Source organism: Paenibacillus xylanivorans, assembly GCF_001280595.1.
In the GTDB taxonomy this organism is placed as follows: domain Bacteria; phylum Bacillota; class Bacilli; order Paenibacillales; family Paenibacillaceae; genus Paenibacillus; species Paenibacillus xylanivorans.
In genome coordinates this window covers 93,098-109,103 of record NZ_LITU01000060.1, presented here as the reverse complement: position 1 = coordinate 109,103, position 16,006 = coordinate 93,098, and the positions used below count along the sequence as shown (strand labels likewise).

Annotated in this window: 15 protein-coding genes; 2 read left to right on the top strand and 13 right to left on the bottom strand. The window is 46.8% G+C overall.

Going from position 1 to position 16,006, the window contains the following annotated elements:
- Position 1: 1 nt before the first annotated feature.
- The 6 genes from AMS66_RS15855 to cysT form a co-directional block, all read right to left on the bottom strand.
- Positions 2-952: an ABC transporter permease gene (locus AMS66_RS15855; protein WP_053781728.1), complete on the bottom strand. Its 951-nt coding sequence runs from the start codon at positions 950-952 to the stop codon at positions 2-4.
- A gap of 54 nt (positions 953-1,006) precedes the next feature.
- A complete protein-coding gene (locus tag AMS66_RS15850; RefSeq protein WP_053781727.1) occupies positions 1,007-2,611 on the bottom strand; it encodes an ABC transporter substrate-binding protein in 1,605 nt (534 codons plus the stop codon).
- Positions 2,612-2,833: 222 nt separating this feature from the next.
- The gene (locus AMS66_RS15845) at positions 2,834-3,895 is read right to left on the bottom strand and encodes a sulfate ABC transporter substrate-binding protein (protein WP_053781726.1); all 1,062 of its coding nucleotides are present in this window, start codon (positions 3,893-3,895) and stop codon (positions 2,834-2,836) included.
- Positions 3,896-3,950: 55 nt separating this feature from the next.
- Positions 3,951-5,015: a sulfate/molybdate ABC transporter ATP-binding protein gene (locus AMS66_RS15840; protein ID WP_053781725.1), complete on the bottom strand. Its 1,065-nt coding sequence runs from the start codon at positions 5,013-5,015 to the stop codon at positions 3,951-3,953.
- Between the two features lies 1 nt (position 5,016).
- Positions 5,017-5,814, bottom strand: coding sequence for a sulfate ABC transporter permease subunit (locus AMS66_RS15835; RefSeq protein ID WP_053781724.1), 798 nt, complete (start codon positions 5,812-5,814; stop codon positions 5,017-5,019).
- Positions 5,811-6,626 (bottom strand): sulfate ABC transporter permease subunit CysT, encoded by an 816-nt coding sequence (gene cysT, locus AMS66_RS15830; protein ID WP_024629352.1) that lies wholly within the window; start codon positions 6,624-6,626, stop codon positions 5,811-5,813. Before cysT ends, AMS66_RS15835 begins: the two co-directional genes overlap by 4 nt.
- 424 nt (positions 6,627-7,050) lie before the next feature.
- On the opposite strand from cysT, the gene AMS66_RS15825 reads away from it, so the two are divergent.
- Positions 7,051-7,452 (top strand): secondary thiamine-phosphate synthase enzyme YjbQ, encoded by a 402-nt coding sequence (locus AMS66_RS15825; RefSeq protein ID WP_053781723.1) that lies wholly within the window; start codon positions 7,051-7,053, stop codon positions 7,450-7,452.
- A 193-nt stretch (positions 7,453-7,645) separates the two neighbouring features.
- Here AMS66_RS15825 and AMS66_RS15820 read toward each other — a convergent pair whose 3' ends face one another.
- The 5 genes from AMS66_RS15820 to tkt form a co-directional block, all read right to left on the bottom strand.
- Positions 7,646-8,248, bottom strand: coding sequence for a TetR/AcrR family transcriptional regulator (locus AMS66_RS15820; RefSeq protein WP_053781722.1), 603 nt, complete (start codon positions 8,246-8,248; stop codon positions 7,646-7,648).
- Positions 8,249-8,253: 5 nt separating this feature from the next.
- Positions 8,254-8,886 (bottom strand): YigZ family protein, encoded by a 633-nt coding sequence (locus AMS66_RS15815; RefSeq protein ID WP_053781721.1) that lies wholly within the window; start codon positions 8,884-8,886, stop codon positions 8,254-8,256.
- A gap of 161 nt (positions 8,887-9,047) precedes the next feature.
- On the bottom strand, positions 9,048-10,403 hold the full coding sequence (locus AMS66_RS15810) for a glucose-6-phosphate isomerase (RefSeq protein ID WP_053781720.1): 1,356 nt from the start codon (positions 10,401-10,403) through the stop codon (positions 9,048-9,050).
- A gap of 186 nt (positions 10,404-10,589) precedes the next feature.
- Positions 10,590-10,907 carry a pyrimidine/purine nucleoside phosphorylase gene (gene ppnP / locus AMS66_RS15805; RefSeq protein ID WP_053781719.1) on the bottom strand — a complete coding sequence of 106 codons (318 nt, stop codon included), beginning with the start codon at positions 10,905-10,907 and terminating at the stop codon, positions 10,590-10,592.
- Positions 10,908-11,049: 142 nt separating this feature from the next.
- Complete coding sequence (gene tkt, locus AMS66_RS15800; RefSeq protein ID WP_053781718.1) at positions 11,050-13,092, bottom strand: transketolase; 2,043 nt, start codon at positions 13,090-13,092, stop codon at positions 11,050-11,052.
- Between the two features lie 432 nt (positions 13,093-13,524).
- Between tkt and AMS66_RS15795 the strand changes: the two genes are divergently transcribed.
- Complete coding sequence (locus AMS66_RS15795; protein ID WP_236703432.1) at positions 13,525-14,013, top strand: hypothetical protein; 489 nt, start codon at positions 13,525-13,527, stop codon at positions 14,011-14,013.
- A gap of 77 nt (positions 14,014-14,090) precedes the next feature.
- Here the strand turns inward: AMS66_RS15795 and purU are convergent, their stop codons facing one another.
- The gene (purU, locus tag AMS66_RS15790; protein WP_053781717.1) at positions 14,091-14,984 is read right to left on the bottom strand and encodes a formyltetrahydrofolate deformylase; all 894 of its coding nucleotides are present in this window, start codon (positions 14,982-14,984) and stop codon (positions 14,091-14,093) included.
- A gap of 22 nt (positions 14,985-15,006) precedes the next feature.
- Positions 15,007-16,006: deoxyribonuclease IV (locus AMS66_RS15785; protein WP_236703430.1), on the bottom strand; the 1,000-nt coding region annotated here is incomplete at its 5' end.

The window sequence follows — 16,006 nt, the reverse complement described above, 5'->3', positions numbered from 1 at the left end:
CTCACCCCGTTGTCTTGATTCGTGGATCTACCACGCCATATAAGATATCAGCTACCAGGTTTCCGACGACCAGCAGCACAGAAGACATCATCGTAATACCCATAATAATCGGATAATCCAGGCCGTGAACGGCCGAAATCCCGAGAGATCCCATTCCTGGCCATGAGAAAACGGATTCCGTAATAAACGCTCCGGCAATCAGCTCCGGCAAAGACATGCCGAGAATGGTGATTACAGGCAGCAGTACATTTTTGAGCACATGACGAAGCAGTACCGTTCCTTTGGTTGCACCATAGGCATACTGGATTTGAACATAATCCTCCTCCAACTGACTGATCGTATTCGAACGAATATACCGCATGTACACAGACACGTTCATGAAGGTCAGTACGGTACATGGCAGAATGCCGTGTTTGATAATATCCCATGCGGAGTCCATACCCACCGTTCTCATACCCATGCTTGGCAACCAGTGCAGCTGTACTGCAAAGAAATAGATCAGCATCATACCGAACCAGAAGCTAGGAATCGATATCCCGATATACGAGATCAGGCTGAGCCCACGGTCAAACAGGCTGTTCTGACGAGAACCTGCAATCATGCTGAGCGGAATGGAAATGAGCAAAGATAATAATAGCGATGCCCCCATCAAGCCAAACGTAGCGGGTAATCGTTCAATAATCATTTCGGCAACCGGGCGATGATTCACCAGTGAATAACCAAGGTCACCAGATAGTACATTTTTGAGCCATACGACATATTGCACGTACATCGGCTGATCGAGTCCAAGGTTTTGCCGAATACGCTCCACATCTTCTGCCCCCATATTTGGGGTAACAAAGGAAAGCACCGGATCGCCCGGCGCCAGCTTGATCAAGGTGAACGATACGATGGAGATTACAAAAAGAAGAGGGATTGCTTGTGCGATCCTTCGGACAATATAGTTGTTCACTTGGGCACCTCCGAATCAACGCCGGCCTCGCGGCCGGCGTTATTGGCTTGTAACTTATTTTTTATAAATTTTAGACAGATCTTCAAGCATCACGACTGGTTTCGGATTCGCATCCTCAACGCCGCCGTATGTGTTATCAACTGCTACTACTGCTTTCGTGTAGGCAATTGGGTATACCGTCATTTCGTTTGCTACGGTTTGTTGGATTTGTTTGTACAAATCGCCGCGTTTCGTTTCATCAATTTGAACGGCTGCTTCATTCCACAGCTTGTCGAAATCTGCATTTTTGTAATGGGAGTAGTTGTATGCCGCATCACTCAGGAAGAGAGATTTATAAGCATCTGGCTCATAACCCATGATGTATCCACCAAAGGATAGTTCAAAGTCTGTATTGTTCATATCCAATGTACGGTTACCATAAGCTGTTCCATCCATAGGCAGCAATTCCACTTCAATGCCTACGTCTTTCAGCTTTTGCTGAATGTATAGTGCTTGGCTTGTTTGTGGTTTGTTAGTGTTTGTGTATGCAAGACGCAATTTCAGGTTACTTGCGCCTGCATCAGCCAGCAATTGTTTTGCTTTCTCTAGATTGTAGTCGTATTTCTCAACATCATCCGTTTGGTACAGCGTATCCGGTGTCAGAATCGACGGAGCCGGTTCAGCAAAATCAGCTGAGGAATACGAAGCCGTGATCAGTTCATTTTTATCCAAAGCATAAGCGATGGCTTGACGAACTTCTTTCTTTTGCATCGAAGGCACGTTCAGGTTGAACACCATGTATTGCAAGCGGCCTTCCGGGTAAGTCAGCATGTTGAATTTGCCTGTGTCATTCAATTTGTTGTAATCCTGTGTGTCCACCATACGCATTTGAATCTCGCCGTTTTGTAAAGCCAGGTTCGCTGCATTTGGATCTTTCGCTACACGATACGTCACGCTATCCAGATGAGCTTTGCCTGCAAAGTAATCATCAAAACGTTCCAATGTTACGTATTCGCCCGGACGATATTCCTTGAACTTGAACGGACCGGAACCGATCGGGTTGTTGTTTTTGTCGCTTTTCTCAATATCCGCTTCGCCTTCAAAAATGTGTTTCGGAATCGGGTAGAAAGAAACCAATGCTCCTTCAAAGGCAGCAGATACTTCCGGCAATTTGAATTCCACAGTCAGATCGTCGACTTTGGTTACTTTCACCGGCTTACCATCGAAAACATACTGACTACGGGAAGAGCTGTGCTGCTTCTCATCGAGGATGCTATCCATCGTGAATACGATGTCGTCCGCTGTCAGAGGCTGTCCATCATGCCATTTCAGACCGTCTTTCAGTTTCAACGTATACGTCAGGTGATCATCAGAGAAGCTGTCGCTCTCTGCGAGCACATATGTTTTTTTGCCATCATTCACATTGAACAGTGGAGCATATAAGGATTGATCAATCGTCAACGTTACACGGTCACCCGCATAGATCGGATTCATCACTTTGGGATCATCCTGAACGGCAATAATAATGCTTCCGCCATCTTTCGGCTGGCCATCATCCGTAGTTGCTGTATTTTCTCCGGCATTAGACGAACTTGTTCCGTCACCGCTGCTTCCGCATGCACTCATGATTGCCACAACCAGAACCAGCATTAATGACAGCCACATTTTTTTAGATTTCATTATGATATTTCCCCTCGCTGTAATTTAACGTTCTGTTAGCTAGTATAGGCAAGGATTCGGCAAATTGCAACGATTTTTCCCAACTTAACCTATCGGGTTTAAATGAAATAACATTATTGTCTAGCTATGCAAAAAACCTCCATCCCACTTTTAAAGTGAAATGAAGGTTTGGGTCACAATTTATCTTCTGAAATTCAATAATAGGGTGATCATCGTACAAGTCTATAACCCCGCCAACACCTGATACCATACACCTCGTTTGGAATACAGCGTACTGCGCACTTTGTCCCATCCGCCGAGGTAGTTTATATCGAACAGACCTTCAGGCGTTGGGAACGAGGACTTCGTCTCTGCAAACACTTCAGGGTCTACCGAGCGGAAACCATGCTTGGCAAAAATGCGCTGTGCTTCCGGTGTTCGCAGATAGGCTACAAAAGCCTCCGCCAATTCACGATTGCCATGCTTATCCGCATATTTGTCTACGACAACCGCTGGATTTTCAATCAGGATCGTGTTTTTGGGAACCACGATGTCATAATTTACACCCTTTGCAATACGGGCAAGCAATTCATTTTCATACGTGACGATAACATCCCCCACGCCATATTCAAATGCCGCCATCGAAGAACGACCACTCTTATCCAGTGACTCGACATTCTCATGTACTTTTTCCAAAAAGGCTTTGGCCACGGCGGGATCTTTCTTGCCTTGCGCCTCAGATAACTTCAACCCTGCACCATAGATGGCATTAATGTCCCATTGCGCTCCGCCTGACGTCTTCGGATTAGGATAAAGCACCTTAACACCCGGCTTGGTCAAATCTTCAAAATCGCGAATCCCCAGCGGGTTGCCTACTCTTGTGCCCAGAACAACAATCGAACGGGTGATCATGCCATCATTCGGTGCCTGTTTCCAATTGGAGCTGACTAGATCGGCTTTAACGAGCTTGTCGATATCGCTCTCCATTGCGAGCAAGGCCACATCAGCCTCGAAACCACCAACTATGGCTCTTGCCTGTGTACCCGAAGCTTCATAGGATTCCTGGAAGTGAACGGTCTGTCCGGTCTTCGCCTTCCATACCGCTTGAAATTCGGGAAGTAACTCTCCAACGGCGTCTTTGGCTACACTATAAGCACCAATCACAAGTGTATTGGATGAATCGTTACCAGAGGGCACATTCTGCCCGCTTGCATCCTCCTGCTTACTACATCCAACAGTCATGCAGACGAGCAGAAGCATCAGGACGATATATATAGGTATGGTTTTCTTCTTCCTCGTCTGCATGAGCAGCACCTCTCTCCAAAATTCTAGATCATTCCATGAATAATTGATGTTCTGATTAAATGATGACTGGCATTGGATCTTCCTTTAATCGGTTCTCAACAACCCAGCTATGAGTTTCGTTAAACAGATACGCACGATGCACGAGCACCCGAATCTGTTGACCGACTTGCAAGGTTGTTTTCTCCAGAGAACGATACGTAATGAGTTTATGGCCCTCAACTTCCACTTCTACCATCCATTCACTTCCACGGAAATGAAGGTGTTTGACGGTACCCTTTTCAGTAGCGGATAGCATGCTAAATTCATTTTTCAAACCGATCTCGATATACTCAGGCCGGATCAGTGCACGTGTGCGCTCCCCTTCCACCGCATGTTCGAAGCCCTTAAGCTGTGAAGCGTCCTCCACGACGGTGGATTCCCCAATAAATGTGGCAACAAAAGGTGTCTCCGGGTTTTTGTAAATATCCCATGGCGTACCCTTCTGCTCTAACCGTCCTTGGCTGATAATCATGATTTCGTCGGCAACTTCGATTGCTTCATCCTGGTCATGGGTTACAAAAATCGAAGTGATGCCCACCCGCTCAATCAGCTCTCTTAGCCATGAACGCAGTTCCTGACGGATCTTGGCATCAATGGCGGCGAATGGTTCATCCAGCAACAGCAGCTGTGGCTCCGGGGCCAATGCTCTAGCAAATGCAACACGCTGCCGCTGTCCACCAGACAACTGATGCGGATAACGCTGTTCGAAACCTTTCAGCCCAGTCAACTCCACAAGCTCCATGACCCGATCACGGATCTGGGCTTTGGGAGTCTTTTTGACCTTCAGTCCAAAGGCGATATTATCAAATACCGTCATATGTTTGAACAAGGCATAGTTCTGAAATACAAATCCGATTCCCCGCTCCTGCGGAGGCAGATGGTTTACGACCTTTCCGTGAAAACGAATCTCTCCTGAATCAGGGTTCTCCAGACCCGCCAGCATACGCAGAATGGAGGTTTTCCCACCTCCGCTGGGTCCCAGCAAACCGATTAGATGGCCTTTGGCAATATCGAACGAGACATCTTTTACCGCATGAAAATCACCGAAATGTTTGTTCAGATCACGGACTTCCACATGCATCTCAATGCACTTCCTTTCGCTTCTTGGCCCATTCCATCATAAGCAGTAGCCCGACGGAAAAGGTAACCAGTACCAATGCCACACCATTTGCGGCAGCTACGTTAAAATTCTCAACATCCTGATATACCAGCGTTGTTGCCGTCTGCGTTTTGTTCATAATGTTACCCGATACAACCAGCACCGCACCGAATTCTCCAAGCGAGCGGGCAACCGTCAACACAAGACCGTATACAACCGCCCAACGAATGGAAGGCCAGGTAACACTCCAGAACGTTCTCCAGCCGTATGCACCAAGCGTTGATGCAGCCTCTTCCTGCTGAGATCCCAGCTCCTGCAAAACAGGCATTACCTCTCGGACCATCAGTGGAAAAGTGACAAACAACGTTGCAATGACCATGCCCGGAAAAGCATACACCACGTTGAATCCTATCCCTTCAAAAAAAGCACCCATAATGCTGTTGGGTCCCAGAAGCAATACAATCATTAATCCGCCAATCACTGGGGATACAGCATAGGGCAGATCCACGATGCTGTTCAGCAGCCCTTTCACCCGGTCACTCAGCCATCCGGCGCGAACCAGATAGATGGCCATCATAACGCCAAACAATGTATTTAACAGCGTGACGACAAGTACAACAAGTCCTGTCATCATCAAGGCATGCAGCGCCTCAGGGCGCAACAGCCCTTCCAGGAATCCTCCTGCCCCGTCTTCAAATGCACCAATAAAAATACGTCCAAGCGGGATGATCAGCAGTACAATGAACACCGCAAACGTCAGTCCGATTAATAGTCGCCTCATCGTCTTCTCCCCCGCATCTGCACCAGGTTAATGAGCCAGAGGATCAGGAAGGAGAGTGTTAAGAGCAGTACGGATACGGCTGCGGCACCGGTTGGATTGTCACTTTCGATCTCGCCGTATATAAATACGGAAGCCGTCAATGTTCTTCCCGGAATATTGCCTGCCACCAGCACAACAGCGCCAAATTCGGCCAGTGCTCTGGAGAATGCGAGCATTCCCCCACTAATCATGCCCGGAGCCATGGACGGAAGAATGACCTGCCTGAACGTACGCGCCTTCGATGCTCCCATCGTGTAGGAAGCCTCTTCCTCTGAAGGATCGATCTCTTCGAGCAAAGGCTGCACCGCACGGATGACAAAAGGAAACGTAACAAAGGTCATCGCGATCACAATCGCAGGCTGGTGAAATACAATTTCAAACCCCATGGATTCCGCCAGTTTCCCGATGGCACTAACCGGACCCAGTAGCAGCATAATCATCAGTCCACCAACGGCTGTTGGTAGTGCAAAAGGAAGATCTACCAGACTGTTAAGGAACGACCTCCCGAAAAAGCGATAACGTGTCAGCACCCATGCTATCATGGTTCCCAGAATGACATTAATCACCGTTGCTATAACGGCCAGCCGGATCGTTAAGAGCACGGCTTTCCATGCAATAGGGTCCATGATGCTTTGGATAAAGTTGCTCCATCCTTCAGAGAAGGAATTGACGTACACACCGATGATTGGAAGTACAATGAGTACGATAAAATATAGCAATACGGTACTGCGGAATCCCCAAGTCCATCCCTTATGACGAAGAACGGTATTCATTGCTGCATTCCCTCCCAGCCTCCGGTTCTATGTCCGGTCGGCAGTCTTCCTGTTTTGGTACAACCATTTTCCTTAGTTGGATTTTATTACTTTAATATTATTCCCATTAGTCTACTTGGTTTTTACTTATCTGATACTTTACCAGTTTGCAGTGCTAATCGTCAATGCTTTTATGGAATAAAAGCGGGGCAGCTGTGAGATGGATTTATACCTTATTACACGGGCTGCAAAGCGGACATAACCCTCTGTTAATTGCTGGTAACAACAGATTTTTTTTAATCCCTTCTCAAATGAGAAAGATTTTTTCTGACATCTACATTATTCTGGCATTTTTAAAACCACCGCAAGATTCTTGGTTTGTTTGGTATGTAATGGTTAAGGTACAATCTAGAGGGTAAATTTCGAGCAAAAGGAGTGGATTAATATGTTATATACGAAGAATCTATCGACATCCAGACGGGATGAGATGAAAGATATTACGCGGGAAGTGGAGCAAGTTGTCCGTGAGAGTGGTGCGCAGAATGGGACTGTATTGATTTATTGTCCACATACGACAGCAGGCATTGCAATTAATGAAAATGCAGATCCGGATGTCAAACATGACGTACTGCTTCGCCTGAACGAAGTGTACCCTTGGGAGCATCCTGAATATCGACATGCTGAAGGAAATACGGCTTCTCATTTGAAATCGATCACAACCGGACCATCACAAACAGTGATTATACATGAGGGCAGATTATTGCTTGGCAGATGGCAGGGCATCTATTTTTGCGAATTTGATGGTCCTCGTCAGCGGGAGTATTTTCTTAAACTCATGGAAGGTTAGCTTCCTTTCCATCCCATGTCTAATGATTCGCCATCAATGGAAACAAAAAACAAACAGGCGGTCCACCCTATTTTAGGGATGTAACCCGCCTGTCATGGTCTTCTTCGCGTAATAACTTTCGCGAGACAACGTTATAAAGAATTAATGTTATGACAATTCACCGTCCTGAAGTGTGGAGTGCGACAAAAGCGCCTTATTGGACGCCAGGCTGGTGTTGGAGATTACGGCAGAGTACTTTGACATGAGATAACGCAGCCGATTCAATCTCTGAAAAGGTCAAACGATCCTGAATATAGTACGATATGAATCCATGCATGGACAAAAACAGTGTACGTGGTACACATTGAATATCCTCTTCCGTGCAACCCTCTTCATTCATGTATTGCCGAATAATGGAGGCAAACAATTCAAAGCATCTTCCTTGCTCCGTACGACAATACGATAGCAATTCCTCATCCCGAATCATGAACATGATCTCGTACTGATACGGATTCTCCAAACCAAAACGAATAAACTCCATCATGATATGTTCTACCTTGCTCACGCCGCCCATGACTGGCCTGACCATGGCTTGCAGCAGCAGATGCCCCAGATGATTGAAATCTTCAACCACGATGGCATAAAACAGCTCTGCCTTTTCCTTAAAATGATAATACAGCGACCCATGACTATAGCCCAGATGCTGGCCGATGCTTCGCATCGAAATGGCGCGGTATCCTTTGGTAATAAAAAGATGCCTCGCCGCCTCCAGTATCCGCTCCCTCGACAACTCCTGTTCGACTGCTCTTCTAGCCATATATTTTATTCCCCTTCAATAAAATAAAGCCGCTGTCCCTCCGTGATCCGGGATTGCCCTTGCGTCAAATCTGTGATCCAGGCTATAAATGCCTCAGTTTCACTATCCGGCGGAAGACAAGTCAACGTAACCTTATCGGTGAATCCAGTTTCACCTGTACGGACTTCCCGGCTCCTTAATTCATTTTCCACTTTACCCAGCCATGTGTAATCCAGTTCAACCAACACTTCACGATGGAGCACTTTGGTAATCGCTTTCCCCGCTTCAATGGCTGCAACTGCTCCATCGGTATAAGCGCGAATTAACCCACCTGCTCCAAGCATAATTCCCCCAAAGTAACGCGTAACAACGATAGCCACATTTTTCAATTGCTGATTTTTGATTACTTCAAGAATGGGTTTTCCAGCGGTTCCGCTTGGTTCGCCATCATCGGATTGCTTCTGGATCTCATCCCGCTCACCAATCATATACGCCGAGCAGTTATGAGTAGCATTCCAATGTTTTTTCTTGATTTCATCAATAAAAGCATTGGCTTCCTCTTCCGTCGTGACCGGCATAATATGACCGATAAATCGCGACTTCTTGATTACAATTTCCAGATTGCCCGGTCCTCGAACCGTGCGATAACGTTCAATCATCCCTATCCAACTTTCCAATTTGATCCATTTTACAAGAAAGCAGTTCCCCGCGCGGACGCGGACGAACTGCTTTGGTTTAACATCCGGGAAACCATTGCTTTACAATGACTACCCGAATGTAATTACATTACCTTATTTAACTATATGAGCAGACCGATGAATTATTCGGAAAGTCTCGCTTCCAGCGCTGCTTTCTCTTCTTCAAAGCCTGGTTTGCCCAGCAAAGCGAACATGTTTTTCTTGTAAGCTTCCACGCCTGGTTGGTCAAATGGATTGACTCCGAGCAGGTAACCACTAATGCCGCATGCTTTTTCAAAGAAGTATACCAGATATCCGAAAGAATATGGAGACATATCTGGAATGTTCACAATCAGGTTTGGTACTTGACCATCTGTGTGTGCAAGCAATGTTCCTTGGAACGCTTTTTTGTTAACAAAGTCCATTGTTTTACCTTCAAGGAAATTCAGACCATCCAGATCATCCGGATCCGCTTCGATCGAGATGTGCTCCGATACTTCAGCAACCTGAATCACGGTTTCGAAAATGTTCCGGCTACCCTCTTGAATGAATTGACCCATGGAGTGCAAATCAGTCGAGAAATCAACAGATGCAGGATAGATCCCTTTATAGTCTTTACCTTCACTCTCTCCGTACAGCTGTTTCCACCATTCGGATACAAAATGCAGGGATGGCTCGTAGTTTACGAGAATTTCAGTTCCTTTGCCTTTGCGATACAATGCGTTACGAACTGCCGCATATTGATATGCTTCGTTCTCGGCTACGTTCGGGTTGCTGTATTCTTTGGAAGCGTCAGCCGCCCCTTGCATCATTTCCTCAATACTAATGCCGGCTGCTGCGATTGGTAACAAACCTACAGCTGTCAGAACGGAGTAACGTCCACCTACATCATCCGGGATAATGAAGGATTCATATCCTTCTGCATTCGCCAGTTCTTTTAATGCACCGCGCTCTTTGTCTGTTGTAGCATAGATACGTTTGCGCGCTTCTTCTTTACCGTATTTTTTCTCCAGTGCTGCACGGAAAATACGGAAAGCAATTGCTGGCTCCGTTGTTGTACCGGATTTGGAGATGACGTTAACAGAGAAGTCTTTGCCTTCAACCAGATCCAGCAAATGAGTTACATATGTGGAGCTGATGTTATTTCCTGCGAAATAGATTTCAGGCGTTTTGCGTTTTTCTTTAGGAAGGTTGTTGTAGAAAGAGTGTGTCAGCATTTCAATCGCTGCACGAGCACCCAGATATGATCCACCAATACCGATAACGATCAGTACTTCGGAATCGCTTTGGATTTTGGCAGCCGCTTTTTGAATGCGGGAGAACTCTTCTTTGTCATAAGCGGTAGGCAGGTCGATCCAGCCCAGATAATCCGATCCTGTACCTGTTCCGTTGTGAAGCTGCTCGTGAGCCAAACGAATCGGTTCAGCGAAATAGTCCACTTCATGCTGATTGACAAATTGCAGAGCTGTGCTGTAGTCAAACTTCACTTTTTTTGCCATGATCTATAAAACCTCCTGATATCGGTAGCATATTTTTTTCCGTTTTCCATTCGAAACAACTTAGCCTAAGGATACTTCAAATCCACAGGGCTGACAAGCTTGCAGCCCGAACTTTGTCGTTAGAGTTTAAGAAGCAAAAAGGGTTAACCGAATCCGCGAGTCGCGGTTCTGTTTACCCTTCTTGTATTATTCCGCCGGGTACGAACAGCAGTAGTCGGTAACGCTGCGTATCTCCAGTTTAAATTTGGATTCGGCAGGCACGTGGAACGTAGCTTGACCTTGAATCTCTTGCCAATCTTCTTCTCCGGGAAGTAATACTCTCAGATCGCCGGACAGAATCTCCATAATCTCACGGGAATCTGTGCCGAACTCATAACTGCCTGGAAGCATAATACCCAGAGTCACCTTGCTGCCATCCCCCAAAATAACTGTTCTGCTAGTTACCTGGCCCTCATAATAAATGTTGGCCTCTTTCACTACACTGACTTGATCAAACTGTGACATGCGTACCCGCTCCCCCTGAAGTTAATGAAAACAAAAGGCAAAACAGATCAGGGCGGTTACCCGCCCATTCTCTGCCGGAAATCACTTGCTGCTCGGCTGGACAAAAATTAACCTGTCCCTCCTGGCAGCATTTTTCAAGCTATTACAGCAATGCTTTCACGCGACTAACCACGTTATCCACAGTGAAACCGTACTCTTGGATAACACGGTCTCCAGGCGCGGATGCACCAAATGTGCTGATTCCGAGAATGTCGCCTTGGTCGCCGACATATTTTTCCCAGCCCATTGGATAAGCCATTTCAATCGCCAGACGAGCTTTAACATCCGGAAGCAGAACGGATTCTTTGTAAGCTTTGTCCTGTTTCTCGAACAGATCCCAGCTCGGCATGCTGATTACACGAACTTGGATGCCTTGTTCAGCAAGTGCTGCTTGGGCTTTGACAGCCAGTTGCACTTCGGAACCTGTTGCGATGATTTGTGCCACAGCTTTGCCGTCTTTTGCATCAGAGACAACATATGCACCACGTTTCACGTTTTCACGGGAACCTTCAACGGTACCTTCAAGAATCGGCAGGTTTTGACGAGTGAGTACGAGTGCAACCGGATTGCTCTTGTTCTCAAGCGCATAAGCCCATGCTGCGGAAGTTTCATTACCGTCAGCCGGACGAATAACCGTCAAGTTAGGAATGATACGCAGGGATGCCAATTGCTCGATTGGTTCGTGAGTAGGACCGTCTTCCCCAACAGCGATACTGTCGTGAGTCAGGACATACGTCACAGGCAGACCCATCAGGGCAGCCAGACGAACAGCTGGACGCAGGTAGTCTGTAAATACGAAGAATGTACCTCCGAATACTTTCACACCACTGTGCAGTGCCATACCGTTCATTGCTCCAGCCATACCGAATTCACGGATACCGAAGTAGATGTTGCGACCGGAGTAATCTTCAGGTGAGAAGTTCTCCAGGTTGTTCAGATGAGTCATTGTGGAGCTTTCCAAGTCAGCAGATCCGCCTGTCAGTTGTGGCACGTTATGAGCCAAACCGTTCAGCGCATTACCGGATGCTACACGAGTGGATACAGCTTTGTCTGTTGCTGCATATTTAGGCAGATCGCGATCCCAACCTTCTGGAAGGTCGCCATTGATTGCCGTTTCGAATTGAGCTGCCAGCTCAGGGAATGCTTTTTTGTACTCGGCCAATTTCTCGTCCCATGCTTTGTTTGCAGAGATACCACGATCTTTCACTTGTGCAAAGTGTTCGCGAACTTCAGTTGGTACGTGGAAATCTTCCTCGTAAACCCATTTGTAAAATTCTTTAGTCAATTTGGCTTCGTCTGCACCCAGTGGAGATCCGTGAGTACCGCCGTGGCCGCCTTTACCTTGTTTGTTCGGGCTACCATAACCAATGACAGTTTTAACTTCGATCAGTGTAGGGCGCAGTGTATCTGCTTGACCTTCTTGGATCGCTTTTTCGATTGCAGGCAGATCATTACCATCTTCAACGCGCAGCACTTGCCATCCGTAAGCTTCAAAACGCTTCGCGATGCTTTCGGAAGAAGACAGGTTCAATTTACCATCCAGTGTGATGTCATTGGAGTCGAACAACATGATCAATTTGCCCAGGTGCAGACGTCCAGCCAGGGAAGCTGATTCATGGGATACGCCTTCCATCAAGTCACCGTCACCACAAATCGCGTACGTATGGTGGTCGATTACGTTGAATTTGTCTTTGTTGTATGTTGCGCCCAGTTGAGCTTCAGCCATAGCCATACCTACAGCCATTGCAATACCTTGACCCAGTGGTCCAGTTGTTGCATCAACGCCTGCAGTATGTCCGAATTCCGGGTGACCCGGCGTTTTGCTTCCCCATTGACGGAACTGTTTCAGTTGATCCATAGGCAGGTCATACCCGCTCAGGTGAAGCAAGCTGTACAGCAACATGGAGCCATGTCCTGCGGACAGGACAAAACGGTCCCGGTTAACCCAAGTTGGGTGGTCCGGGTTATGTGTCATCGTTTTTGCAAAAAGTTGGTACCCCATTGGAGCGGAGCCCATAGGCATTCCCGGGTGTCCGGAATTTGCCTTCTCGATTGCATCAATCGCCAGTGTACGTACGGTAGTGATCGACAGGTTGTCGATGGTGTTGTTTTCTTCCTTTTGAATCGCTTCGTTCTTGTCAGTCATGGTTTGTCCTCCTCATGTCTTTAGATAAGTCGGGTTGCGCAAGCGAATCCCTCTCATCATACAAGCAAACCGTATATAACAATAAGTGAATCCGCTTGAGTGTTTCATTTTGACTTATTCACTTTTGTATTGTATCACTTGGCGTGAAGGTTTTCCATAACCTTCTTTTAGAAGATCGGGAAAATTCGGCTGTTTGTGATGAGGGATTTGTTTCCAGTTGTGCAAAAAGAGTGTCATACTAAGCATTTCAGCACAGGGTCTGGCACAGCCAGCATCGCAAATCCATCGGATGAAGTATAACCTTTAAGCGGAAAACCATACTCTTTTTAGATATTGAAGTTGATTTTGCATATAATGATCCTTGATCATGATTGGAAAATCGGACTTTTGTTCACATCAGGCTGTACTTCATATCGAAAGGAGGATTTGGATATGCCGGATCATTCGGCTAAGCCACCAAAGTTGTTAAAGCACATATTACCCTGGAAAGCCGGGGTTTTAACAGGTCTTACATCCGGACTTGTGCTCGGGTTCTTTTTAAAGGCCATTCAGACTTACTCCGGTCTAAAAGTCTATACCTTGCTGCTGAACATTGATTTTGTTCCCTGGCTTCCACCCACATTACCTGAATACATCGAATTTGTGCTGCATCTTATCGTTTCCATAATCCTCGGCATCTTGTACATATGGTGGATTCAGCGTTCGGGTTATCCGATATCCAAAGGCGTCCTGATCGGCGCGCTCTCTTCCCTGCTGTATATCCCGCTCTCCCAGCTGTCGACTCGTGTGCCTGATCTGTTTGATGTAAAAGCGATCCTTTACTGGCTGGCAGGGCATCTGTTATTTGGCGTAGCCGTTGGTGTGTGTGGACTTGTATGGCGGCACAACCAAAAAGGCGATCCCCCGTTCAGACACGAATAGGGAATCGCCTTTTCTTTTTTTAGGAATAGAAGTATATGTCTTTCCGAATCAACCTTGCGCAGTATTAAAGCATTAGCTTAAAATACAACGGTTTTATTTTCATGAACCAGTACACGATCCTCAACATGCCATTTGACGGCACGGGCAAGAACTACACGCTCAATGGTCCGTCCAATGCGTTTCAACTCGGTTACATCATCCCCGTGGCTTACACGCTGTACGTCCTGCTCAATAATGGGTCCGCCATCCAGCTCTTCCGTAACATAGTGTGCCGTGGCACCGATAATTTTGACACCGCGGTTGTACGCTTGGGCATACGGCTTACCACCGACAAAGGCAGGCAAAAACGAGTGATGAATGTTAATAATGCGATTGCGGTAATGCTCAATGAACATTGGTGAAATGATCTGCATGTAACGCGCAAGAATGATTACATCGATATCATTGCCAATGACGTCCAGTTGGCGCTGTTCCGCTTCCTTCTTCGTATCCGCTGTAACCGGAATATGATGATAAGGAATGCCAAATGATTCTACATAGTCCTTCATATCCAGATGATTGCTCACGACAAGTGCGATGTCTGCATCCAGATCGCCAGCCTGCCATTGCCACAACAGCTCGACCAGACAATGATCCTCCTTGGATACAAAGATGGCCAGCTTCTTCTTGCGGCTAACCGCAGAAAGACTCCAATCCATTTTGAAACGGCTTGCCACTTCTTCAAAATCAGCTTCCAGCTTGAGCAGATTCACCGATAATTGTGGAAGATCAAACTCGATCCGCATAAAAAACATGCCGCCAGCCGGGTCCATGGTGTACTGGTCCGACTGAACGATGTTTGCACCATGCTGGTGCAGGAAATGGGAAACTGCAGCAACAATTCCGGGTCCATCTGGACAGGAAATGAGCATCCGCGCCCGATCGGCGCGGTTTTTAACATCAGGACGTACTTGTTTAGCGTGAATCTCCATCGGGTTATTCTTCCTCCTTCAACTAGGCCGTGACAAAAACTTCTTTTCCTGCAAGCCAGGCGATCAAACGATGATTCAGTTGTTCTTCATTCAAGTGCGGGAACAATGCGGCTTCAGCCACGAGGTCATACAGACGTTCCAACGGCTCACGCGGATCGGCTTTCTTGGCTTTGGCATCATTTTTGAGAAGCGTCCAAATATCCAGAACGTACGAACGGGACTCTATCTCTTTTCCTTTGAAGAAATGATGCAGTTGTTCCACTTCCGTCAGGAACTCGGGACCAAATCGACCCGCAACATCCCCACGAAGCAACGCAATCTCCGCTTCATACATCGGACGCTGCGTTTTGGCATCTTTGCCAATCCAAGGCGTTTCCAAAATAAACGGACGGCCCTTTAGAGCTTCATGATGCACGATGCGGTTAATTGCCTCAAAACCAATCCAGCCGGAGCCGATCGGTGTATGACGGTCCTTGTGCGCACCCACAGGGTTCTTACTATCATTAATATGCATTACGGCAATGCGGTCAAGCCCTACCGTACGATCAAATTGCTCAAGAACACCGTCCAGGTCGTTTACAATGTCATAACCTGCATCGTGAATGTGACATGTATCCATACATACAGTAAGGCGTTCATTGTGTGTAACCTTCTCCATGATCTGAGCGATCTCTTCGAAACTGCGGCCCATTTCAGTCCCTTTGCCAGCCATGGTTTCCAGAGCGATATTGACATCCGTCTCTCTTATTCCGTCTAGTACTTCATTCAATCCTTCAGCAATACGTCCGATACCGTAGTGAGCATCCTTGTCCGTAAATGCACCGGGATGTAGCACGATATTTTTGACACCAATCGCATGTGTACGACGAATCTCTTCCTGAAGGAAACTCACAGCCAACTCATACGTGTTTTCTTTGTATGATCCAAGGTTAATAATGTATGGCGCATGGACAACGATGTCTGCCATTCCGCCCTCTTGCATGGCAAGCTTGCCTTCCTCAATATACATGGACTCTATAGGC